The sequence below is a fragment of the Kocuria sp. CPCC 204721 genome (assembly GCF_040980945.1).
GTDB lineage: Bacteria > Actinomycetota > Actinomycetes > Actinomycetales > Micrococcaceae > Kocuria > Kocuria marina.
This window is the reverse complement of sequence record NZ_JAVKPO010000004.1, coordinates 88021-110182: the sequence shown is the minus strand read 5'-3', so window position 1 is coordinate 110182 and position 22162 is coordinate 88021. Positions and strand designations below refer to the sequence as shown.

At 68.2% G+C, this 22162-nt stretch carries 23 protein-coding genes and 1 other RNA gene; 10 read left to right on the top strand and 14 right to left on the bottom strand.

Annotated elements, in window-relative coordinates:
* Window positions 1-3: 3 nt before the first annotated feature.
* Both RF637_RS05700 and RF637_RS05695 read right to left on the bottom strand, forming a co-directional pair.
* Complete coding sequence (locus RF637_RS05700; protein WP_368844364.1) at window positions 4-960, bottom strand: metal ABC transporter solute-binding protein, Zn/Mn family; 957 nt, start codon at window positions 958-960, stop codon at window positions 4-6.
* Between the two features lie 115 nt (window positions 961-1075).
* Window positions 1076-2533 (bottom strand): GuaB1 family IMP dehydrogenase-related protein, encoded by a 1458-nt coding sequence (locus tag RF637_RS05695; protein WP_085106365.1) that lies wholly within the window; start codon window positions 2531-2533, stop codon window positions 1076-1078.
* 235 nt (window positions 2534-2768) lie between these two features.
* On the opposite strand from RF637_RS05695, the gene RF637_RS05690 reads away from it, so the two are divergent.
* A complete protein-coding gene (locus tag RF637_RS05690; RefSeq protein WP_368844363.1) occupies window positions 2769-6689 on the top strand; it encodes a multifunctional oxoglutarate decarboxylase/oxoglutarate dehydrogenase thiamine pyrophosphate-binding subunit/dihydrolipoyllysine-residue succinyltransferase subunit in 3921 nt (1306 codons plus the stop codon).
* Between the two features lie 131 nt (window positions 6690-6820).
* Window positions 6821-7420: a GDSL-type esterase/lipase family protein gene (locus tag RF637_RS05685; RefSeq protein WP_085106367.1), complete on the top strand. Its 600-nt coding sequence runs from the start codon at window positions 6821-6823 to the stop codon at window positions 7418-7420.
* A gap of 455 nt (window positions 7421-7875) precedes the next feature.
* Here the strand turns inward: RF637_RS05685 and rsrA are convergent, their stop codons facing one another.
* The gene (rsrA, locus tag RF637_RS05680; RefSeq protein WP_085106368.1) at window positions 7876-8142 is read right to left on the bottom strand and encodes a mycothiol system anti-sigma-R factor; all 267 of its coding nucleotides are present in this window, start codon (window positions 8140-8142) and stop codon (window positions 7876-7878) included.
* Window positions 8143-8145: 3 nt separating this feature from the next.
* On the bottom strand, window positions 8146-8826 hold the full coding sequence (locus tag RF637_RS05675; RefSeq protein ID WP_085106386.1) for a sigma-70 family RNA polymerase sigma factor: 681 nt from the start codon (window positions 8824-8826) through the stop codon (window positions 8146-8148).
* A gap of 210 nt (window positions 8827-9036) precedes the next feature.
* Here RF637_RS05675 and RF637_RS05670 point away from each other — a divergent pair, with 210 nt between their 5' ends.
* Genes RF637_RS05670 through hisN form a run of 4 tightly spaced genes read left to right on the top strand, consistent with a single transcriptional unit; the run spans window position 9037 to window position 12862 of the window.
* Window positions 9037-9573 (top strand): DoxX family protein, encoded by a 537-nt coding sequence (locus RF637_RS05670; RefSeq protein ID WP_167318337.1) that lies wholly within the window; start codon window positions 9037-9039, stop codon window positions 9571-9573.
* Between the two features lie 17 nt (window positions 9574-9590).
* Complete coding sequence (gene aroA, locus RF637_RS05665) at window positions 9591-10931, top strand: 3-phosphoshikimate 1-carboxyvinyltransferase (RefSeq protein ID WP_368844362.1); 1341 nt, start codon at window positions 9591-9593, stop codon at window positions 10929-10931.
* 4 nt (window positions 10932-10935) lie between these two features.
* The gene (gene rsgA / locus RF637_RS05660) at window positions 10936-12051 is read left to right on the top strand and encodes a ribosome small subunit-dependent GTPase A (protein WP_085106370.1); all 1116 of its coding nucleotides are present in this window, start codon (window positions 10936-10938) and stop codon (window positions 12049-12051) included.
* A gap of 4 nt (window positions 12052-12055) precedes the next feature.
* Complete coding sequence (gene hisN / locus RF637_RS05655) at window positions 12056-12862, top strand: histidinol-phosphatase (RefSeq protein ID WP_144930673.1); 807 nt, start codon at window positions 12056-12058, stop codon at window positions 12860-12862.
* Window positions 12863-12935: 73 nt separating this feature from the next.
* On the opposite strand, the gene RF637_RS05650 is transcribed toward hisN, so the two are convergent.
* The 3 genes from RF637_RS05650 to ssrA all read right to left on the bottom strand — a co-directional run bounded on the left by RF637_RS05650 (window position 12936) and on the right by ssrA (window position 15164).
* Window positions 12936-13754, bottom strand: a complete 819-nt coding sequence (locus RF637_RS05650; RefSeq protein WP_144930671.1) for a DUF4190 domain-containing protein — start codon at window positions 13752-13754, stop codon at window positions 12936-12938.
* A 330-nt stretch (window positions 13755-14084) separates the two neighbouring features.
* A complete protein-coding gene (locus RF637_RS05645) occupies window positions 14085-14597 on the bottom strand; it encodes a DUF3237 family protein (RefSeq protein ID WP_368844361.1) in 513 nt (170 codons plus the stop codon).
* 199 nt (window positions 14598-14796) lie between these two features.
* Window positions 14797-15164, bottom strand: a transfer-messenger RNA (tmRNA) gene (gene ssrA, locus RF637_RS05640).
* A gap of 371 nt (window positions 15165-15535) precedes the next feature.
* On the opposite strand from ssrA, the gene RF637_RS05635 reads away from it, so the two are divergent.
* Both RF637_RS05635 and RF637_RS05630 read left to right on the top strand, forming a co-directional pair.
* Entirely contained in the window at window positions 15536-16330 is a 795-nt protein-coding gene (locus RF637_RS05635) for an ATP-binding cassette domain-containing protein (RefSeq protein ID WP_368844360.1), read from the top strand.
* Between the two features lie 29 nt (window positions 16331-16359).
* The gene (locus RF637_RS05630; protein ID WP_368844359.1) at window positions 16360-16902 is read left to right on the top strand and encodes an ATP-binding cassette domain-containing protein; all 543 of its coding nucleotides are present in this window, start codon (window positions 16360-16362) and stop codon (window positions 16900-16902) included.
* A gap of 10 nt (window positions 16903-16912) precedes the next feature.
* Here the strand turns inward: RF637_RS05630 and smpB are convergent, their stop codons facing one another.
* The gene (gene smpB / locus RF637_RS05625) at window positions 16913-17401 is read right to left on the bottom strand and encodes an SsrA-binding protein SmpB (protein ID WP_055085472.1); all 489 of its coding nucleotides are present in this window, start codon (window positions 17399-17401) and stop codon (window positions 16913-16915) included.
* A 110-nt stretch (window positions 17402-17511) separates the two neighbouring features.
* Entirely contained in the window at window positions 17512-18630 is a 1119-nt protein-coding gene (gene prfB / locus RF637_RS05620; protein WP_064845828.1) for a peptide chain release factor 2, read from the bottom strand.
* Window positions 18631-18710: 80 nt separating this feature from the next.
* Here prfB and RF637_RS05615 point away from each other — a divergent pair, with 80 nt between their 5' ends.
* Together RF637_RS05615 and RF637_RS05610 are read left to right on the top strand one after the other, a co-directional pair.
* Window positions 18711-19883 carry a glucose-1-phosphate adenylyltransferase family protein gene (locus tag RF637_RS05615; protein ID WP_368844358.1) on the top strand — a complete coding sequence of 391 codons (1173 nt, stop codon included), beginning with the start codon at window positions 18711-18713 and terminating at the stop codon, window positions 19881-19883.
* A gap of 27 nt (window positions 19884-19910) precedes the next feature.
* A complete protein-coding gene (locus RF637_RS05610; RefSeq protein WP_368844357.1) occupies window positions 19911-20072 on the top strand; it encodes a hypothetical protein in 162 nt (53 codons plus the stop codon).
* Window positions 20073-20264: 192 nt separating this feature from the next.
* Here the strand turns inward: RF637_RS05610 and RF637_RS05605 are convergent, their stop codons facing one another.
* From RF637_RS05605 to RF637_RS05585, 5 genes are all read right to left on the bottom strand, one after another.
* Window positions 20265-20402, bottom strand: coding sequence for a hypothetical protein (locus RF637_RS05605; protein WP_186313762.1), 138 nt, complete (start codon window positions 20400-20402; stop codon window positions 20265-20267).
* Window positions 20403-20508: 106 nt separating this feature from the next.
* On the bottom strand, window positions 20509-21081 hold the full coding sequence (locus RF637_RS05600; protein WP_368844356.1) for a pilus assembly protein TadG-related protein: 573 nt from the start codon (window positions 21079-21081) through the stop codon (window positions 20509-20511).
* 8 nt (window positions 21082-21089) lie between these two features.
* A complete protein-coding gene (locus RF637_RS05595) occupies window positions 21090-21548 on the bottom strand; it encodes a hypothetical protein (protein ID WP_368844355.1) in 459 nt (152 codons plus the stop codon).
* Window positions 21526-21936, bottom strand: coding sequence for a TadE/TadG family type IV pilus assembly protein (locus RF637_RS05590; protein ID WP_368844354.1), 411 nt, complete (start codon window positions 21934-21936; stop codon window positions 21526-21528). The genes RF637_RS05595 and RF637_RS05590 overlap by 23 nt, the downstream gene beginning before the upstream one ends.
* The gene (locus RF637_RS05585; protein ID WP_094067118.1) at window positions 21908-22132 is read right to left on the bottom strand and encodes a hypothetical protein; all 225 of its coding nucleotides are present in this window, start codon (window positions 22130-22132) and stop codon (window positions 21908-21910) included. The genes RF637_RS05590 and RF637_RS05585 overlap by 29 nt, the downstream gene beginning before the upstream one ends.
* Window positions 22133-22162 lie beyond the last annotated feature (30 nt).

Sequence of the window (22162 nt, the reverse complement as noted above, 5' to 3'; positions counted from 1 at the left end):
TCCCTACTTCTGGAGCCCGTGGGCCACGCGGTCCGCGTTCTGCGTCATCCACTGCTGGTAGTTCAGCCCGTCCGGGATGGTCTCGGTGAACTCCACCACGGGCTTGCCGGCGTCCCCGGCGGCCGAGCGCAACCGGTCGGTCTGCCCCGTGGAGGTCTGCTTGTTGAGGGCGAGCAGTTTCACGTCGCTGCCCTTGACGAGCCCGAGGGTGTCGTTGAGCACCGCGGGTGCGGCGTCGGAGCCGGCGTCGATGGCCTCGGTGAACGCCTGCGGGGTCTCGTCGTGCAGGCCGGCGTCTTGCAGGAGGTACCCGGGCAGAGGCTCGGTCGCAATGTATCCGCCCGAGGCCCTGATCCCCTCGACCTTCTGTTCGACCGTGCCGAGCTCGTTCTTCACGCGCGCGGCGTTGTCCCGGTAGTACTCGGCGTTCTGCTGGTCCACCTGGCCGAGCTGCTCGGCCATGCGGTCCACGACCATCTGCATGCTCTCGACGTCGTACCACACGTGCTCATTGAAGTCGCCGTGGTGGTGTCCGGCGCCGTGGTCGTGGTCGTCGTGCGCGTCCTCTTCTCGCTGCAGACCGGAGGCCTCCACGGCGTCCACCACGTGCTGGCCGTCGGAGGCCAGATCGGTCATGAACTGGTCGTACCCACCCCCGTTGCACACCACGACGTCCGCCTTCTCCACCTTCAGCCGGTCCTGGGGGGTGGCCTCGTAGGAGTGGGGGTCCTGGGCGCTCGAGTCGATCACGGGGGTCGCGGAGACCTTGTCGCCACCCACCTGGGACGCGAGGTCCGAGTAGACGTTCGTGGAGGTGACCACGGCGATCTTCCCCGCACCGGGCGAACCCTGCGCGTCCGACGCGGTCCCGCTCGAACACCCGGCGAGCGCGAGACCCACCACCACGCCCGCGCCCAACACGCTCGTCCTACCCTTGCGCACGCTGCGCCCTGCGGTCATCGTCCATCTCCCTCGTCCGGCCCCCGGCTCCCGGCAATGAGAATCAATGTCATGTAGCCGTGCGTGAGCATATCATGAACCATTCTCAATAAGGGGCGTGGTGAGAACGGGCCGCTCAGGCCCAGGATTCGGAGCGGGGGCGGCCCTCGTCGTACCCGGACTGGGACTGGATGCCCACCACGGCGCGCGTCGCGAACTGCTCGAGCGTGGCCGCACCGGCGTACGTCATGGAGCTGCGCACCCCGGAGGTGATGTGGTCCAGCAGGTCCTCCACGCCGGGGCGCTGGGGGTCCAGGTACATGGTGGAGTTGGAGATGCCCTCCTCGAACAGGGCCTTGCGGGCCCGCGCGAAGCGGTCCTCCCCGGCAGTGCGGTGGCGCACGGCGCGCGCCGAGGCCATCCCGAAGGACTCCTTGTAGGCGCGCCCGTTGGCGTCAATGTTGATCTCACCGGGGCTCTCGTGCGTGCCCGCGAACCAGGATCCGACCATCACCTGGCTCGCGCCGGCCGCGAGCGCGAGGGCAACGTCGCGCGGGTGCTTGACCCCGCCGTCGGCCCACACGTGCTTGCCGAGATCGGCCGCGGCCTCCGCGCATTCGACCACGGCGGAGAACTGGGGGCGACCCACGGCGGTCATCATGCGCGTGGTGCACATAGCCCCGGGGCCCACGCCCACCTTGATGATGTCCGCACCCGCGCCCGCGAGGTCTCGCACGCCGTCCGCGGTGACCACGTTGCCGGCCACGATCGGCACCCGGGGGTCCAGAGCCCGCACGGCGGACACGGCCTCCAACGCTTTGATCTGGTGACCGTGGGCGGTGTCCACCACGAGGACGTCCACCCCGGCCTCGAGCAATTGCTCGGCCTTGCCGGAGACGTCCCCGTTGATTCCGACCGCGGCACCCACGCGCAACCGGCCGTCGTCGTCCAGGGCGGGTGCGTAGATCGTGGAACGCACCAGGCCCTGGTGAGTCAGGATGCCCACGACCTCGCGTCCGCGCAGCACCGGGGCCACGTTGACGCGCGCGGCGGACATCGTCTCGTAGGCGGCGCGCAACACGTCCGGGTCGGAGTCCACGGGGAAGTCGCTGTCCTGGAACTCGGGGCCCTCCGAATGCGCCAGGTCCCCCAATTGGGTGAAGCGGTCCACGTCCCGGCAGTCGGAGTCCAGGACCATGCCGGCGTAGTGCTCGTCCGCGTCCACGACGATGACCACGCCGTGGGGGCGTTTGTGCATGATCCCCAGGGCGTCGTGCACGGTGTTGCTGCGGTGCATCACCACGGGGGTCTCGTAGCGCGGCGAGCGCTGCTTGACCCACGAGGTCACCTCCGCGATCACGTCCAGCGGGATGTCCTGGGGCAGGATGCCCAGACCGCCGCGCCGGGCCATGGTCTCGACCATGCGCCGCCCGGTCACCGCGGTCATGTTCGCGGCCACGAGCGGGATGGTGGAACCGGTGCCGTCCGCGGGGGTCAGATCGACGTCGAACCGGGAGGTCACCCGGGACATCGAGGGCACCAGGAAGACGTCATTGTAGGTCAGGTCCGTGGTGGGTGTCGTCAGGAATCGCACAAGAGGAGAGTCTACGTGCTCGCCGCGAGCCGGCGGGCGGGGCGCACCCGCGGGCGGGCGGGTAGGTGGCAACCGCCCAGATGCCTCACTAGACTGAAAAACCGGTACGGCTTTGCGTGCGCGAAGCCAGTTCGCAAGTCCCGCGGCCGGTAAGCTCCGTGGGAGCCACACGAGGGCCGCAAGGACCAGCTCGCCGCCCGGGACACCCAGCACAGATGGAAGAGGCGTATCACTAGTGCCAGACCAGCCGCGTCACCTTATCCCTGAAGAATTTGCCGGCAACGAATGGCTCGTGGACGAGTTGTTCAACAAGTACCAGGCGGACAAGAACTCGGTGGACAAGAAGTGGTGGCCCATCTTCGAACAGATGGCCGGCGACGACCAGTCCGATACCCAGACCTCCGACACCAAGACCTCAGCGGCCGCCCCGTCCCAGGGGGCGGCTGCGCGCACGTCCGAGGGTGATCGCCCCGCTGTACGGCGCGACGACGCCGCCGCCAAGACGTCCGCGGACAAGGCCGCCTCCGGGACGGCGTCAACCTCATCCAAGACCGAGCAGAACACCTCCGGTGCCGGCGCGGAGGCGCCCAGGAAGGCGCAGCGGGCCAAGTCCCCGGCGCCGTCGACCACCGGATCCAAGGCGAAGGGACGACCCGAAGGCGTGGACACCGAGACCGAGACCAGCGAGGGCTCCGGAACCAAGCGCCCCATCCGGGCACAGCCGGAGGACCGTGCGAAGGACAAGAGCCAGGACAAACCCGCCGAGGACACCGTGGTCAAGCTGCGCGGTCCCGCCAAGGCCGTGGCCGCCAACATGGACGCCTCTCTGACCGTGCCCACCGCCACCACGGTGCGCGCGGTGCCCGCCAAGTTGCTGATCGACAACCGCCTGGTGATCAACTCGCACCTGGCCCGTAACCGCGGTGGCAAGGTGTCCTTCACCCACCTCGTGGGCTACGCCGTGATCCGCGCGCTCGCCAACTTCCCGTCCCAGAACGTGATCTACGACGAGGTGGACGGCAAGCCCGCCGCGGTGCACCCCGCGCACGTGAACTTCGGGATCGCGATCGACATCCCCAACAAGGACGGTTCCCGCAACCTGGTGGTGCCCAACATCAAGGGTGCGGAAGAGATGTCCTTCCAGCAGTTCTGGACCTCGTACGAGGACATCGTCAAGCGCGGGCGCAATGGCGCGCTGACCATGGAGGACTACGCGGGCACCACGGTGTCCCTGACGAACCCCGGTGGCATCGGCACCGTGCACTCGGTGCCGCGACTGTCCAAGGGCCAGGCGTGCATCATCGGCGTGGGTGCGCTGGACTACCCCGCCGAGTACAAGGGTGCCTCCCCCCGCACGATCGCGCGCAACGCGGTCTCCAAGGTCATCACCCTGACGTCCACGTACGACCACCGCGTGATCCAGGGCGCCGGTTCGGGTGAGTTCCTCAAGCTTGTGGAGCACTACCTGCTGGGCGGCGAGGACTTCTACGACCACATTTTCGAGGCCCTGCGCATCCCCTACGAGCCCGTCCGCTGGGCCGTGGACAACCAGGTCAACCCCGAGATCCAGATCAACAAGGTCGCCCGGATCCAGCAGCTGATCCACTCCTACCGCGTGCGCGGTCACCTCATGGCGGACACCAACCCGCTCGAGTACGTGATGCGCAAGCACCCGGACCTGGACATCCGCACCTACGGGCTCACCCTGTGGGACCTGGAGCGCGAGTGGCCCACCGGCGGTTTCGGCGGCCAGAGCCTGCTCACGCTGCGCGTAATCCTGGGTCGGCTGCGGGATGCCTACTGCCGCACCGTGGGCGTGGAGTACATGCACATCCAGGAGCCCGAGCAGCGCGAATGGTTCCAGTCCAAGCTCGAGCGTGACTACCAGAAGCCCGCGCGCGAGGAGCAGTTCCACATCCTCGAGCGACTCAACGCCGCCGAGGCTTTCGAGACCTTCCTGCAGACCAAATACGTGGGTCAGAAGCGCTTCTCGCTGGAGGGCGGCGAGTCCCTGATCCCGCTGCTGGACGCGATCATCTCCGAGGCCGCGGATGCTTCCCTCGCGGGTGTGGGCATCGCGATGGCCCACCGCGGCCGCCTCAACGTGCTGACCAACATCGCCGGGAAGTCCTACGCCCAGGTGTTCCGCGAGTTCGAGGGCAGCCAGGACCCGCGCGCCGCCGAGGGCTCGGGTGACGTGAAGTACCACCTGGGCACCGAGGGCGTGTTCACCTCCGACAACGGCAATGAGACCCAGGTGTACCTGGCCGCGAACCCCTCCCACCTGGAGGCCGCGGACCCGGTGATCGAGGGCATCGCCCGCGCCAAGACGGACGTGCTGGGCGCCGGGCCGGAGGGTAACGGTGAGTACCCCGTGCTGCCCATCCAGGTCCACGGTGACGCCGCGATGGCCGGACAGGGCATCGTCTACGAGGTCATGCAGATGTCCGGGCTCGAGGCCTACAACGTGGGTGGCACCATCCACGTGGTGGTCAACAACCAGGTGGGCTTCACCACCGCGCCCTCTGCGGGCCGCACGTCCACGTACTCCACGGACGTTGCGCGTACCGTGCAGGCCCCGATCTTCCACGTCAACGCGGACGATCCCGAGGCCGTGGCCCGTGTGGCACAGCTCGCGTTCGAGTACCGCCAGCGGTTCCAGCGCGACGTCGTGATCGACCTGGTGTGCTACCGCCGCCGCGGGCACAACGAGGGCGACGACCCCTCGATGACCCAGCCGTTGATGTACTCCCTGATCGACGGCAAGCGCTCCACGCGCAAGGTCTACACCGAGAACCTCGTGGGCCGCGGGGACATCACGCAGGAAGAAGCGGACCGCGCTCTGAAGGACTACCAGGAGCGCCTGGAGCGGGTCTTCGCCGAGACCCATGAGGCCCAGACCTCCACGGTCCCGCTCGTGACCGGGGATGCCGCCGCGATCGCCAACATCGAGCGGCCGTCCGCGCAGCAGGCCGATTCCGGGGTGTCCGTGCCCAAGACCACGGCCATCTCCGAGGAAGCGGCTCACCGCATCGGTGACGCCTACGTGGACCTGCCCGAGGGCTTCACGATGCACCGCAAGCTGCACAAGCTCGCGGAGAAGCGCCGCGAGATGACGCGCGAGGGCGGGATCGACTGGGGCATGGGCGAGCTCATGGCCTTCGGTTCGCTGCTCATGGACGGTGTCCCGGTGCGGATGTCCGGTCAGGACGTGCGCCGCGGTACGTTCACGCAGCGCCACGCGGTGTTCTTCGACGCCGAGAACGGTGCCGAATGGACCCCACTGAACCACCTCTCCGCGGACCAGGCACGGTTCTCGATCTACAACTCCTTGCTCTCCGAGTACGGCGTGCTGGGCTTCGAGTACGGCTACTCCGTGGAACGCCCCGAGGCGCTCACGGTGTGGGAGGCGCAGTTCGGTGACTTCACCAACGGTGCGCAGACCATCGTGGACGAGTTCATCTCCTCCGCGGAACAGAAGTGGGGTCAGCGCTCCAACCTGGTGATGCTGTTGCCGCACGGCTTCGAGGGCCAGGGACCCGACCACTCTTCCGCGCGCATCGAGCGCTTCCTGGTGCTGTGCGCGGAGAAGAACATGATCGTGGCCCAGCCCTCCACCCCGGCCAACCACTTCCACCTGCTGCGCCGCCAGGCGTACTCGCGCCCGCGCCGGCCGCTGATCGTGGCCACGCCCAAGCAGCTGCTGCGACTGAAGGCCGCGGCGTCCCCGGTGGAGGAGTTCACGCAGGGCGGCTTCCAGACGGTCATCCCGGACACCGCCGGGCTCGACGACGCCAAGGTCACCGACGTCATCCTGGTCTCCGGTCGGTTGTACTACGACCTCGTGACCCAGCAGAAGAAGTCGGACGACCACTCCACCGCGATCGTGCGCGTGGAGCAGCTCTACCCGCTGCCCGTGGACGAGATCAAGGAACAGCTGGCGCGCTACCCGGAGGCCCGGATCCTGTGGGCTCAGGACGAACCCGCCAACCAGGGTGCGTGGCCGTTCATGGCCGTGAACCTCGTGCCGCAGCTGGACCGCCCGGTCACGCTCGCGTCTCGCCCCGCCTCGGCCTCCCCCGCCAACGGCTCGGCCAAGCGCCACACGGCGGAGCTGGAGACCCTGGTGCAGCAGGCGTTCGCCCGCGGCGAGTGAGTGCCGCCCGGCGCACGGTACCGCGAGCTGCGCGGCGTCGTACGCCCCCGCCCTATCACCGGGCATGATCCGCCCGGGGGGCCGTCGCGAGACGGCCCCCCGGGTCCCAGCTAGCGAAGGATGTAAGAAGAGTGGACCAACGCAGGATCCGCATTGTGGCCGTGGGAGACGAATTGTTGGCCGGCGTGGACGACCCCCGCGCGCTCGGCTGGTTCGGACGAGTCATGGCGCGCACCCCCCGAGACGTGGTTCCCGTGGACGCCTACAATCTCGCCGCGCCTGGTCAGGGCAGTGAGACCCTCAACGACCACTGGTTCGCGGAGGCTTCCCGCCGCTTCGATCCCGCGTGCGACAACCGTCTGGTGATCGCACCGTCCGCCCTGGACATCGACCTGGGGATCACCTCCGCCCGGTCCCGGCTGAACATGGCCAACATCGTGGACCAGGCCACCCAGAACAACACCAAGGTGCTCGTGGTGGGTCCCCCGCCCACCCTGGACCCGCAGCGCAACCGCAAGATCGCGGACCTCTCCGCGGCCTACGGGGACGTGACCACGCGGCGCAACCACGTGTACGTGGACACGTTCAACCCCCTGCAGCACCACGAGCAGTGGCGCAAGGACCTCGCCGCCAACCACGGCAACCCCGGTCAGGCCGGCTACGGGCTCATCGCGTGGCTTGTGCTGCACCGCGGGTGGTACGACTGGCTGCAGCTGCCCGAGCCGCGCTGAGGCTCTCGCCTCTCGCCGTGGCGACCGCGGCGACCGGCCGCAATGCGGGGCAGGGGTTCCGGGTGACACCACCCGCGGCGCTGGCCGCAGGGTCCGGGGGCACCCCTATGGCATGGGCGGCACCGGAGCGGTGGCATGAGCACCGCCCGGAATGTGACATACTGACAGACGATGTCCCAGCCAATCATCGCAGGAGGTACATCATGAGCAAGCGTGGACGTAAGCGCAAGGATCGTCGCAAGAACTCGGCAAACCGCGGCAAGCGGCCCAATTCCTGAGGTTCGGCGAACGCATCACGAAGCCCCCGTGACCGTCATCGGTCACGGGGGCTTCGCTCTGTCCGCGGGATCCGCGTCATCGGGTACTTCGTTCCCCGGTTCCCTGCGCGGCTGAGCACTCACGCCGCTGGGCGCCGTCGGCGACTCATCCCGCCCGGTACCGGCGCCGGGCGGTCCTTAGGCAGCGGGGTGCTCGTTGCACTGGGCGTCGATGCGCGCGAGGATCGAGCGCTTGAGCTCGTCTGGCGCGGTCTCGCAGCACGAACGCTTCACCACGGAGCGGATCACGCACTCCAGGTTGTACTCGCGCTCGCAGTCGGCGCAGTCCGTGAGGTGCGCGTGGATCTCCTCGAGGTCCTCGGTGGTCAGTGCCCCGTCCAGGTACTCGTAGATCCGCTGGATGCGTTCGTCGGTGCAGCCGTTGTCACACGGTTTCGCGGTCATGCTCTAGCCTCGATCCTTCGCTCGTGCGCCGTCCTTGATCTTCTTCTGGACCTTGGACGTGTCGAATCCTCGTTCTTGGGCGTAGTTGCCCAGTTTCTCGCGCAGAAGCTTGCGGCCACGGTGCAACCTGGACATCACGGTTCCGATGGGCGTGTCCATGATCTCGGAGATCTCCTTGTATGCGAATCCCTCCACGTCCGAGAAGTACACCGCCAGACGGAACTCCTCGGGCAACTCCTGCAGGGCTCGCTTGACGTCTGAGTCCGGCAGGTGGTCCAACGCCTCCGCCTCCGCAGAACGCAGTCCCGTGGAGGTGTGCGACTCCGCGCGGTGCAGCTGCCAATCCTCCACGGTGTCCGTGTTGGCCTGGCGCGGTTCGCGTTGCCGCTTGCGGTACAGGTTGATGTACGTATTGGTCAGGATCCGGTACAACCAGGCTTTGAGATTGGTCCCCGGTTTGTACTGGTGGAACGCGGAGAACGCCTTGGTGTAGGCCTCCTGCACTAGGTCCTCGGCATCGGACGGGTTGCGGGTCATGCGCAATGCCGCGGCGTAGAGCTGGTCCACGTACTGCATGGCGTCGCGTTCGAAACGCTCACGGCGCTGCTGAGTGGTTTCCGCTCCGGCGGGCACCTCTTCGGGGTGTTCCACCGAATGGGAATCGTGAGTTCGCTGATCGTTCATCACGTCCCAGTCTAAGGTGGGGGCCGTCATCCTCCGCCGTCACCCACTTCCCTGGTCGTTGCCGAGTGTTACGTCACATATGTGGCGCTTCTGTACACCGTGGATAACACGCACGCGCCGTGCCAGTATTCCCGGCGGCGGCGCGAACTCGGGCCGATAGGATGGCTACAGTGCGTACCCGGAGATGCCGGGGCCGTAAGGAGGAGAACCATGAGCATTGTTCGTCGTCTCGCCCGCCCGCTGCTCGCCACCGGTTACATCGCCGGGGGCGTCAACGCGTTCCGCAACTCGTCCGCTGCCGCGAAGCAGTTGGACCCGGTCCTCAAGGCCCTCGAGAGCACCGCCCCGCAGGTGCGCCCCGTGACCGCCAACCGCGCTCAGGTCGCGCAGGGCATCGCCGCCGCCCAGGTCGTCGCGGCGTCGCTGCTCGCCGCGAGCAAGCTCCCGCGCCTGTCGTCCACCGTTCTGCTCGGCACCACCGCGCTCAACGGCTACACCCAATACCGCTCCGCGGACGCGAGCACCACCGAGGGCAAGGCCGCCCGCCGGTCGGACCTGCTCAAGAACGTGTCCCTGCTGGGTGCCGTGATGATCGCGGCCGTGGACACTTCGGGCAACCCGTCCCTCGTGTGGCGCGCGAGCCACCTCGCCGACGACGTCCGCAAGAACGCGGTCAAGGTCGGCAAGGACACCAAGAAGAAGCTGGAGCAGGCCGAGAAGGCCGTCCAGGACGCCGTTTCCAACTAGGAGCACCGCCCCACGTGATGCCGAGCAACGGCGAACCGCAAGCCCTGGATGCCGCTCACTGGCGGGCCCCCTTCTCGGAGGGGGCCGCCGTGAGAGGCACGGTGGCCGTCCCCGGTTCCAAGTCCCTGACCAACAGGTATCTGGTCCTCGCGGCCCTCGCGGATGAACCGTCCGTGCTGCGCAAGCCGTTGCACTCGCGTGACAGCAGGCTCATGATCACCGCGCTCGAGCAGTTGGGCGCGGTGATCGAAGCGCTGCCGGACCCGGGGCCGTTCGGTCCGGATCTGCGGATCACCCCCCTGCCCCGCGCGCATACTCTCACCGGGCCCGTGACCGTGGACTGCGGTCTTGCGGGTACCGTGATGCGCTTCGTCCCGCCCCTGGCGGCGCTATGTTCCGGGGTCGTGGATTTCGACGGCGACGCCGGAGCGCGCGTCCGACCCATGGGTCCCGTGATCGCGGGGTTGCGCGAGCTCGGCGTGTCCGTCGAGGACGACGGCCGGGGCACGCTGCCGTTGCGCGTCATCGGCACCGGATCGGTGACCGGGGGCACCGTGACGATCGACGCGAGCGGCTCGTCCCAGTTCGTCTCCGCGCTACTGCTCTCCGCGGTGCGCTTCAACTCCCCGCTCGTACTGCACCACAAGGGCGGCTCCGGTGTGCCCTCACTACCGCACGTGGACATGACCGTGTCCGTGCTGCGCGACGCCGGTGTGGCCGCCGAGCGCATCGGTGACGCCGCGTGGCGGGTCAGCCCGAGCGACGTCGCCGGCCTGGACGTGACCATGGAACCGGACCTGTCCAACGCCGGACCGTTCCTGGCGGCGGCCGTGGTCACGGGCGGGACCGTGAGCATCCCCGACTGGCCCGCCCACACCACGCAGGGCGGGGACCAGTGGCGGCGGATCCTGCCCCTGTTCGGCGCGGACGTCCGTGTGCAGGGCGGCACGTTCACCGTGACCGGTCCGGACGAGATCGCCGGGGTGGACCTGGACCTCTCGGAAGCCGGCGAGCTCGCGCCCACCGTGGCCGCGATCTGCGCGCTAGCCACCGGTCCCTCCGTGCTGCGCGGTATCGCCCACCTGCGCGGGCACGAGACCGATCGGCTCGCCGCGTTGAGCACCGAGCTCAACGCGCTGGGTGGGAACGTGGAGGAGACCGCGGACGGACTTCTGATCGCCCCCGCTGAGCTGCACGCCGGAGTCTTCCACAGCTATCACGACCACCGCATGGCCACCGCGGGAGCCATCCTGGGCCTGCGCGTGCCCGGGATCCGGGTGGAGAACGTCGCCACCACCGCCAAGACACTTCCCGATTTCCCGGGCATGTGGGACCGCCTCGTGCAGCGGGGTTCCTGACGCAGTGGCCCGCAGGACCTGGGACGAGTCCGACGTCCGGATCCGCGCGAACAAGCGCGGCTCCCGCCCTCGCACCAAGCAGCGGCCCACGCACGAGGACGCCGTGATCGTACGTGTGGTGGCCGTGGACCGCGGCCGGTACACGTGCGTGGTGGGAGAGGACGAGGAACAACCGCGCACGGTGACGTGCGTGCGCGCCAAGGAGCTGCGGCGCCGGCCCATCGTGCCCGGGGATCTCGTGGGCGTCGTGGGTGACGTCACCGGTGCCCCGGACACCCTGGCACGCATCGTGCGGATCGAACCGCGCACCACCGTGCTGCGTCGCAGTGCCGATGACACCGATCCCGTGGAACGCGTGATCGTGGCGAACGCGGACCGGCTCGTGCTCGTGCTCGCGGCGGCCTCTCCCACCCCCCGCACGGGATTCGTGGACCGCGGGTTGGTGGCGGCATGGGACGCGGGAATCACCCCCGTGGTGTGCATGACCAAGTCCGATCTGGCCGATCCCACGGAGTTCCTGGACTACCTCCACGACCTGGACGTGATCACCCTCAGCACGCAGCGCGCGACCGACCGTGGCGAACGACCCGAGGCCGGCATCCACGAGGAGTCCCTGGCCGTGTCCCCCGATTCTCTTGAGCGGTTGCGGTCGTTGCTGGACGGTCATGTGAGCGTGTTCCTGGGGCCCTCCGGCGTGGGCAAGTCCACGCTGGTCAACGCCCTCACGGGAGCGCAGCGGGCCACCGGCGGCGTCAACGACGTCACGGGCCGTGGCCGGCACACGTCGTCCTCCGCGCGCGCCCTCACGGTGCCCGGAACCCGCCCCGGGACCTGGGTCGTGGACACCCCCGGGATCCGTTCCCTGGGTCTGGCCCACGTGCCCGAGGAGGAACTGCTCAACGCGTTCACCGACCTGGTCCCCGCCACCGCGGACTGTCCTCGCGGGTGCCTGCACACGGAGGATTCCCCCGGGTGCGCGCTGGACGCGTGGGTGCACCGCCCGGGGGCCTCCCCGGCGGCCCCGCAGCGGCTCGAATCGCTACGCAGATTGCTCGCGGCGTCGCGCGGGCAGACACAGCGGGGGGACAGCGAGAAGCAGCTCGGACAAGCGATAACGTAGACGCATGCGTGCACCCAGCAGTTACACGGACGACCTCCGCCTGGCCCACATCCTCGCGGATTCCGTGGACGGACTGACCATGAAACGGTTCAAGTCCCAGGACCTCACCGTGGAGACCAAACCCGATCTCACCCCCGTGACGGACGCGGACCGCGAGGCCGAACAAGTGATCCGCGCGCAACTGGGGCGCGTACGCAATCGGGACGCCGTAATCGGTGAGGAGTTCGGGACCACGGGTTCGGGCGGCCGCCAGTGGGTGATCGACCCGATCGACGGCACCAAGAACTACGTGCGCGGCGTACCCGTGTGGGCCACGCTGATCGGTTTGATCGAGGACGGTGAGGTGGTGTTGGGCGTGGTGTCCGCGCCGGCGCTCAACCGCCGTTGGTGGGCCGCCGCCGGGTCGGGGGCCTTCACGGGGCGCTCACTCTCGCAGGCCACGCGCTTGTCGGTCTCCTCAGTCACCCAGCTCTCGGACGCATCGCTGTCCTACTCGTCCCTGAGCGGATGGCGGGATCTGGGTGTACGCCAGCAGTTCATCGAGCTCACCGATTCCGTGTGGCGCACGCGGGCCTACGGGGACTTCTGGTCCTACTGCATGGTCGCCGAGGGCGCGGTGGACCTCGCGTGCGAACCCGAACTCAACCTCTACGACATGGCTGCGCTCGTGCCCATCGTCACCGAGGCCGGCGGGCGTTTCACGTCCCTGGCCGGGCAGGACGGTCCCTTCGGGGACAACGCCCTGGCCAGCAACGGTCTCCTGCACGACGCCGCTCTGGACGTCCTCGGTACCGGCGCCCCCCAGGACTGAACGAGCCCGGTGTCACGTGCGTGACACCGGGCTCGTTCGTCTCATCCGGGGGGCGGGATCACCCGCGGGGACCTCAGGAGTTCAAGGAATCGTTGAGGGCGTTCTCCACGCACTCCTGGTACGCGGCGTCGTTTCCGGCCACCGCGAGGTCCATGCAGTCGGCGGCCTGACCGAAGACCCAGGCGAACAGCACGGCCATCAGGATGCCTCCCAGCAGCGCGAGTGCGGAGAGTACGATGCCCACGACCGCGAGTGCCGGGGAACCACGGCGCGACTTACGGATCTTGACCACGCCGATGATGCCGAGGATCAGGCCCACGAGGCCCAGTACACCGCCCAGACCGGCGAGCCAGAACGTGAGGATGCCCAGGATACCGAGCACCAGTGAGGCGATGCCCAGCCCGCGGCCCGGCACCGGAGCGTAGGGGTTGCCGTAGCCGTCCTGGTTGTCGTAACCACCCTGGTTGTACTCGTTCTGGTAGTGCGTGGGGTAGCCACCCTGGGTGTCCTGGCCCTGGACGCCGTAACCCTGCTGGGGGTAGCCGCCGGCGCCGTAGCCCTGGTTGCCGTAGCCATGATTACCGTAAGCCTGGCCGCCGTAGGACTGCTGACCGGACTGGCCGTACTGGTCGTCACCGCCGTACTGGTTGGACGAGCCGTACTGATCGGACGTGCCGTACTGGCCGGTGGTGCCGTAGCCGCCGGCCTGGGAGGCGTCGTTCCCGTAACCCTGGCCGCCCTGTTGAGCGGACGGATCGCTGTACTGGCCGTACTCGGGCTGCTGCGTCCCGCCCGCACTCTGAACCCGGCCGTCGGAGTACTGACCGTACTGCGGCTGGTCCCGGTGGGAGGCCGAGGACGAACCCGACTGATCGTTGGACCGCTCACTCATGGAAGCGCCTACCTCTCGGTTTCGATGATGGGTTTCCGGCTCAAGTCTTCCACATCGCGCCGGGAACACCGGGGGACGCCCCAGCCCATCCCGCTCGGGCACGCCCCTTCCGGCCGCCTTGAACCACTGTGCTGCACCACGCACATGTACCGGCCGGTACACGGTTTTATCGCAGCACAGACGTTCCCGGGACGCGGGCGTGGGTCCTGGTCCTCGTTCCATGTGCGGACTGCACAGGCCCGGGACCACCGCTGCAAGGTGCGGAAGGTCCCTGCCAGGGACCTCCGCCCCCAGGTAAGGTCGGCCCACCTCACCGCACTTCTCCACGCCTCACTGCACCGCAGAGATCTCCAGGCGGACACAGTCCGGGTCCCGCTCCCCCGATCCCACGAACACGGTGCGGTTGAGCCACGCACACGGCCCGTCCTCGTCCGCGGTGAGCACGGGCGCGCATCGGAAGTACACCCGCTGTGGGTCCACCGGGATCCCCTGAGCGATGGCCCGGGAGCCCTCCGCGCTGGCCACCCGCACGGCGCGGTTGTCCACGTAGACCAGGTGACCGTGGGCGAGTTCCAGGACGTACTTGGCCTCGAGCCAGGGGATCTCGGTACCAACCACCTGGTAATCGGCTCCCACGGGCAGCACACGCCCGGAGCCGCGAGGACCGGTCACTGCGCCGCCGGTGATCGGTGCGACCCCGCGTGTCCCGGCGGCGGTCCGGCCCACGGTCAGGGGTGCGGCCATTTCCACCCGCACGGTGAACGCGTGCCGAAGGACTGGGGACTGTGGGGTCCGTCCTGCCTCCACCCTAGGCCCGAGGACTCCCGCCGGTCGGGCACGCATGCGGACATGGGCCTCGGGTCCGCCGGGCTCCCGTGCTTGCCCCTCCGAACGCGGACCCCTGGACACAAATATGTCCCGATAACGCACTCGGAGCCATCGGCCGCGTGCTTTTTCGGGACTCAGATGTTCCCGGGCTCAGGCAAACAAAAAGACCCTGAACCATTGGTTCAGGGTCTTCTCACGTCCTGGGACAGGACGACAGTGGAGATGGGGGGAATTGAACCCCCGTCCGATGCAGCATTGTCAGGGCTTCTCCGGGTGCAGTGTGCTTACAGGTTTCTCAGTTCCGGTCATCTCGCACACGAGTGACCGCCGAACTCAGTTACGTAAGAGTCCCACGAACGCCCGTAACCTGCGTCCGCAGCAGTGACCTTCTAGCTGATGGCAGGATCCAGGTCGAAGGTGAACCTGGGCTGCCAGACTGCTGTCGCTACTTACGCAGCGAGAGCGAAGTCAGTGCGCTTGGATTTGGCACTTATTGTTTTACAGAGAGCGTTTACGAGATAACTCTGCGTCCTCGACCCGCTTCCCCTGTCTCAACTCACATCGTCGAAACCGATCATCCCCATATTCATTTTTCAATGAGCTTCCACGTGCCAGCGGATCTCAGTGACTCGCCCGCGCGTGGACACATCAGACTACGCCCGCACCGCCCGCACCGTCAACTCGTCATGGGTCCCCGCATCCCGAGCCCCAATCACCGAGCCTCCCGTGCGCCGGACCCCACGACCCCAAGGCCCAGGCTCCGGGAACAGGCTCGGAGAACGGCACGCCCCCACCACCCCGGCGCCGACTACCGCCGACAACCCCTGTGCCGCACTGCCCTGGCCCTCCCCCGCGGGATGCCCTAGGGTGTAACGCATGTTCCGATGAGTCATTCGACCTCCCCGCGCCCGTGGCCGCTGCCCGGCGGGGATCCCGGCTATCCGAGGACACCCATGGCTCATCCCCCGCATTCTCCCGCCACCCCTAATGCGGCCGCGCACATCCGCGTGTCCGGCATCTCCGCCTCCTACGGCTCCCACCGGGTGCTCACGGACATCAGCTTCTCCGTGACCGCGGGTGATCCGACGGGTCTGATCGGAGAAAACGGTTCCGGCAAGAGCACCCTGCTGCGCATCATGGCGGGCCTGCGCGCGCCCGACGCCGGTGAGGTCCGCGCCGTCGGCCTCGGCGATCCGCTGCGCGTGGGCCTGCTGCACCAAGAACCCCCCTTCGCGCCGCACGACACCGTGGCCCAGGCCGTGGAGTCGGCGGTGCGGACCGTGCGGGACGCAGCATCCGTCGTCGACCGCGCAGCTGACGCCCTCGCCCGCGCCCCGGAGGACGAGGGCGCAGCCGCCGCGTACGCCGCCGCCCTGGACACTGCCGAACGGATCGGCGCGTGGGAGGTGGACACCCGCATCGACGTCACCCTGGACGGGCTCGGCCTGGGAGGCGTGGATCGTGACCGGTCCACGTATGCCCTGTCCGGCGGACAGCGCTCACGGCTGTCCTTGGCCTGGCTGCTGCTCTCCACCCCGGACGTGTTGCTGCTCGACGAACCCACGAACCACCTGGACGACGCCGCCACGGAATTCCTGCGCGCGACCCTGCGGTCGTGGCACGGACCCGCCTGGGCACCGTCGAGGACGAGCAGATCCGCAGGCCACCCCGGGAGCTGTGCTTCCAGGGACTCACCGCGGGTTTGTCCGGATCGGAGGCCGCACTGCACGGCACGGGTCCGGTACTGACTGCCTCCGCGGCCGAGGTCGCGGGACGGATGGCACCCGTATCCCTGGCCGTGAGCGCGGGTGAGTCGTGGCTCATCACGGGTTCCAATGGCGTGGGCAAATCCACCCTGCTGAGCCTGTTCGCCCGGAGACTGGAACCCACGCGCGGTTCCGTGCACGTCGCACCCGGCGTACGCGTGGGGTTATTGGACCAGGACGCCACACTGCCCGGCGCCGACCCGGAGCGCACGGCGGCCCACATCTACCATGAGCTCGTGGGAGAGAGTCGCGCGGAGACCGTTCCCCTCGGGACGTTCGGCCTGCTGGCCGGGCGGGACGAGAACCGGCGGGTCGGTGAGCTCAGCGTGGGGCAGCGGCGTCGGCTCGCCCTGGCGGTGCTGCTCGCGGACCCGCCGCACGTGTTGTTGCTGGACGAGCCCACCAACCACTTCTCACTCGTGCTCGCCACACAGCTCGAGGCGGCGGTGCCCGACTACCCGGGGACCGTGCTCGTGGCCTCCCACGACCGCTGGTTGCGCAGGAACTGGACCGGCCGGCACCTCGCACTGGAGGTACCGGCCGGGACGCCGTGAGTCGAAGGGCTCAACCGCGCATGTTGCGGTAGCGCATGGCGCGCTGGGCCTCGCGGTTGTCCTGCTTCTCGCGCAGGGTCTGACGCTTGTCGTACTCGCGCTTGCCGCGGGCCACCGCGATCTCCACCTTCACGCGCTTGCCGTGCACGAAGTACAGGGACAGCGGAATGATGGTGTAACCGGCCTCGCGCGTCTTGCCCGCGATCTTATCCAGCTCGGAGCGGTGCAACAGCAGCTTGCGCCGCCGCCGCGCGGAATGGTTGGTCCACGAGCCCTGCAGATACTCCGGGATGTGGGCGTGTTCGAGCCACAGCTCGCCGCGGTTGTCGAACTGGCAGAACGCGTCCACCAGGGACGCCCGCCCCATGCGCAGCGACTTCACCTCGGTCCCCATGAGCGCCAGTCCGGCCTCGTAGGTGTCGTAGATGTTGTAGTCGTGGCGCGCCTTCTTGTTGTTGGCCACGATCTGGCGGCCGTCATCAGCGTTCTTCTTGGCCATCGGCCTGTTCTTCCTTCACCGGGTCCCGCCGGGGACGACGCCGCTGTCCCGGCCCGGGGTGCGCGGGGCACCTGCCGGGCGGGGCGGCGTCGTCGTGCGGCGTGGAGCCCTTAGTCCTCGTCGTGCTGGCGGGCGTCCGCGCGCCAGCGAATGCCTTCGTCGATGAACGAGTCGATCCCGCCGTCGAACACGGAACTGGGATTGCCCTCTTCGTAGTTGGTGCGCAGATCCTTGACCATCTGGTAGGGGTTGAGCACGTACGAGCGCATCTGGTCACCCCAGGATGCCTTCACGTCCCCCGCCATCTCCTTCTTCTTGGCGTCCGCTTCCTGCTGGCGCAACAGCAGCAAGCGGGACTGCAGCACGCGCAGCGCGGCCGCGCGGTTCTGGATCTGCGACTTCTCGTTCTGCATGGACACCACGATGCCCGTGGGGATGTGGGTCATGCGCACCGCGGAGTCGGTCGTGTTCACGGACTGACCACCGGGACCCGAGGAGCGGAACACGTCCACCTTCAGCTCGGACTCCGGGATCTCGATCGTGTCGTCGGACTCGATGAGCGGGATGACCTCCACCGCGGCGAAGGACGTCTGGCGCCGCCCCTGGTTGTCGAACGGAGAGATCCGCACGAGCCGGTGCGTACCCGCCTCCACGGACAGGGTCCCGAACGCGTAGGGCGCCTTGACCTCGAACGTGGCCGACTTCAGACCCGCCTCTTCCGCGTAGGAGGTGTCCAGGACCTTGGTGGGGTACCCGTGGCGCTCCGCCCAGCGCAGGTACATGCGCATGAGGATCTCCGCGAAGTCCGCGGCGTCCACACCACCGGCGCCCGAGCGGATGGTGACCACGGCCTCGCGTTCGTCGTACTCGCCGGCCAGCAGGGTCTGGATCTCCAGTTCGGACAGCGCCTTGCGGATGGACTCGAGTTCCTCCGCGGCGGCGTCCCGGGTGTCCTGATCGTCCTCTTCCTCCGCGAGTTCCACCATGACCTCGAGGTCGTCGATGCGCCCGGAGATCTTCCTGAGCCGGTCCAGCTTGCTCTGCTGGTGCGAGAGCTGCGAGGTGACCTTTTGGGCCTCGTCCGGGTTGTCCCACAGGTCCGGGGCCGCGGCCTGCTCGGACAGGACGGCGATCTGCTTCTTCATGGACTCGACGTCGCTGACCGCCGCCACGGAGTCGTAGGTGGCTCGGAGGGCACGGATTTCTGCAGCGTAGTCAATGGAGGCCATGACACATCACTTTACGTCATGGCCCCCGGGTCCGTGAGTCGGTAGGATTCCCTTCGACCCCACTGCTGAGGAGCCCGCCGATGGAACGCCCCACCGTACTCGCACTCATCCTGGCGGGAGGCAAGGGGTCTCGACTGGGCGCCCTGACCGATTACGTGGTCAAGCCCGCGTTGCCCGTGGGCGGCACGTACCGCTTGATCGACGTGTCCCTGTCCAACCTGGCGCACTCGCACATCCCGGACGTGTGGATGGTGCAGCAGTACCTGCCCCACGACCTCAACGCCTACATGGCCGGCGGTCGCCCGTGGGACCTGGACCGCTCCCACGGCGGGCTGCAGATCCTGCCGCCTTACGAGGGGTCCCACGGCGAGGGTTTCGCGAGCGGCAACTCGGACTCCATCTACCGCCAGAGCACGATCATCCGTGAGGCGGACCCGGATCTGGTCCTCGTGCTCTCCGCGGACCACCTCTATACGATCGATTTCCGGTCCGTGGTGGACACCCACCTGACCAAGCGCGCTGATCTGACCATGGTCACCACCGAAGTCCCCGAGGATCCCTCCCGCTACAGCGTGGTACGCACCAATGAAGCCGGCCAGGTTACCGAGTTCGCGTACAAGCCCGAGGAGCCCAAGGGCAACCTTGTGGCCGGTGAGATGTTCCTCTTCTCCACGGACGTGCTGCTGTCGGCGCTGGACACCCTGCAGTCCGAACTGGGCGAGCTGGGCGACTACGGCGAGGACCTCATCCCCTACGTCCTGGAACACCACCGGGTGGTCGAGCACCGACACCTGGGGTACTGGATGGATCTCGGGACCGTCCAGTCCTACTGGACCGCGCAGATGCAGCTGATCGACGGCGACGGCGCGACCCTCGACGATCCCGCATGGCCCATCTGGAGCGGCCAGGTTGCTCCCCCGCCCGCGTTCATCACCGACGACGCCGCGGTCTCCCGCTCGTACGTGGCCCCCGGGGCGCGTGTGGCCGGCACCGTGGAACACTCGATCATCGGCCAGAACTGCGTGATCGAGGCCGGGGCCGTGGTGCGCAACTCCGTGCTGCTCGACGACGTGCACGTGGGTCCCACGGTGAAGCTCATCAACGTGGTCGCCGATTCGGGTGCGGACATCACCGGCGGTTCGCAGCGCGGTTCCGCGCAGCACGTCACGGTGATCGACCGCACCGGTACCGTGAGCCAGCGAGAAGCGTTCGACACCTCCGCGGTCCTGCCACGGAACCACGAACAGTACTGATCCCCTCCTTCGAAAGGTCGTCTTGTCATGAGCCGTTCCCGATCCACCCTGGGCCCCGTGCTGCGTCAGGTGCTGCGCTCCACCGTGCGCCGCCAGGCCACCCGCCGCCTCATCGGCGTGGTGCCTCCCGTGGCCGCATACCGCCGGGTGGCCACCGCCGGTCGCTTGCTGCGTATGCTGCGCCGCTGAGTCATGCCTACTGCGATGTGACGAAGGCACGGCCGGGAATCTCCCGGCCGTGTCTTCGTCATATCGGTGCTTCATTCAGTGCGGTGCCTCACGCGTAGCGTGGCCGTGCTCCTAGCGGTGCGTGGTTCATAGCGACACCTCGCTTGTAGCGGGGCCTCGCTCATGGCGGAGCGTCACTCGTGACGGCACCCGTCATCGGGCCGTTGGGAGCATCAGGCCCAGGCGCAGGATCAGGAGGCCCACGGACACCGAGGGAGCGCCGTCGTGCTGGACGACGGCCCAGGAGGTTGCGCGTGCGGTGTCGGTCGTGGTGGTCGGAGCGTCGGTCATGGCAGTCCTACTTATCGCGGAAAGTCACTCCGCCAGTGACGCGTCAACGGTACACAACACGTCACCTGTGAAACCTCTGGTCAGACGGCAAACCGGGTGATGTGAATCACCGCTGCATGACGGCTCGCGCGTCCCCCGTGGCGCTGATCGGGACACCCGCGGGGATGAATACGTTGACCACCGGCGGATGCACCACGGCCGAGAGCGTGACCTGGGCGGTCGTCCCGTCCGCCGATCCCGTGGGCGCCGCGAGGGACAGCCCGCTGACATCGTGGAAAGCCCCCACGGTTCCCAGGTAACTCGTGGCCGAGGCGGCCACCGCCCCGTTCGTGAGGATGGGTGTGGGCGGACCCGAACCGGAGCGGTCCACGTTCGTGAACGTGTCCGCGGCGGCCCCCGCCGCCCGATCGGCGAGCGATTGAAGTTGCCGCTCCCCCACGTACACGCTGGTGATCGCCATGACTGTGACCACCAGGAGCAGAGTCACCAGGGCGAAACCGATCATCACGATCGTGGTCTGTCCGGAGTCAGGATCCTCGGGGTTCGCACGATGCGGTTCATCGCGGTCCTGGCTCGTCCCCTGCGCCGGGCACTCGTGTGGCCGCGGCCCGTCGAGGTCGTCGATCTGCGCAGTCGGGATACCGATGAGGGGCCGCATCACGTCGCGGCCGGATAGCATCGCGCGCATCATGAGTACCGCCCCGCGATCACGGTGACGTCCGAGGACAGCGTGGCGATCCTGGCCGTGACGAACCCCGGCATCATGGGGAGTTCCACGGTGACGGTGGCGTGGACCCGGGCCACCGAACCGGGTGTCTCACACGTCCCGTCCGAACAGCTCACCGTGACAGCGAGGTCCCGCGGGTCGAAACCGTGATCCTGGGCCGCGACGGCGGCGACGTCGTGCACCCTTACGCGATTGAGGTCCTTGGCCTCGAGAACGGACACGGCCTGAGCCGCCTGGTCCGCCGCCGCGACCACGGCGAGCGAGCCCGCCTGGACCCGGGCCACCGTGACCACCAGGTACATCACGGGCACGAGCAATATCAGGCCCAGTCCGATGAACTCCACGATCGCGCTCCCCCGGTCCGGATCGTCCCCGGAACCGCGCCGCGCGAGGACCTCACGAATCCATGTCGACCGCATGCCCACTCACCTCCAGCGCGCGCGGCGGGCCCAGCGTGGCCACGACCGGCAGGGGCGAGACCACACGGATCTCGACCGCCGGCAGTGACCCCACGCTGGTTCGGGACACAGAGATGTCCCGCGCATACCTCGCGCCCACGGTGTCGGTGATGATCCCGCGCGTGCGTGCGATGCCGTCCTCGTCGGTGCGGTCCGCGAGGCTTGCGTACCGGGCCCCGGCCGCGGCGGCGTCGATCAGGGTGTTGCGCACGTGCAGCGCGAATCCCACCTGCAGAATGAGGCCGAACAGCACGATCGCGAGCGCGAGGACCATGACGTATTCGGCCACCGCGTTGCCGGCGTCCAGGTCGAGCGCGGGGTCAGAGGCCCGAGACGCGGTTGATGGCATCCTGGAACAGCCCCTCCAAGGCGGGCCGGGCGATCAGCAACAACCCCGCCACCAGCACCGCGGACATGAGCGTAAGCATGACCCAGCCGGGTACGTCCCCCCGATCCGGGTGGTCATCACTCGGTGCGAGCCGGGCGGGCAGGGAGACGGTCAGCAGCCACACGGTGGCCGCATGACAGCGCATCAGGTGTTTCATGATTTTCTCCTTGTGTAGTCAGTGGGTTCG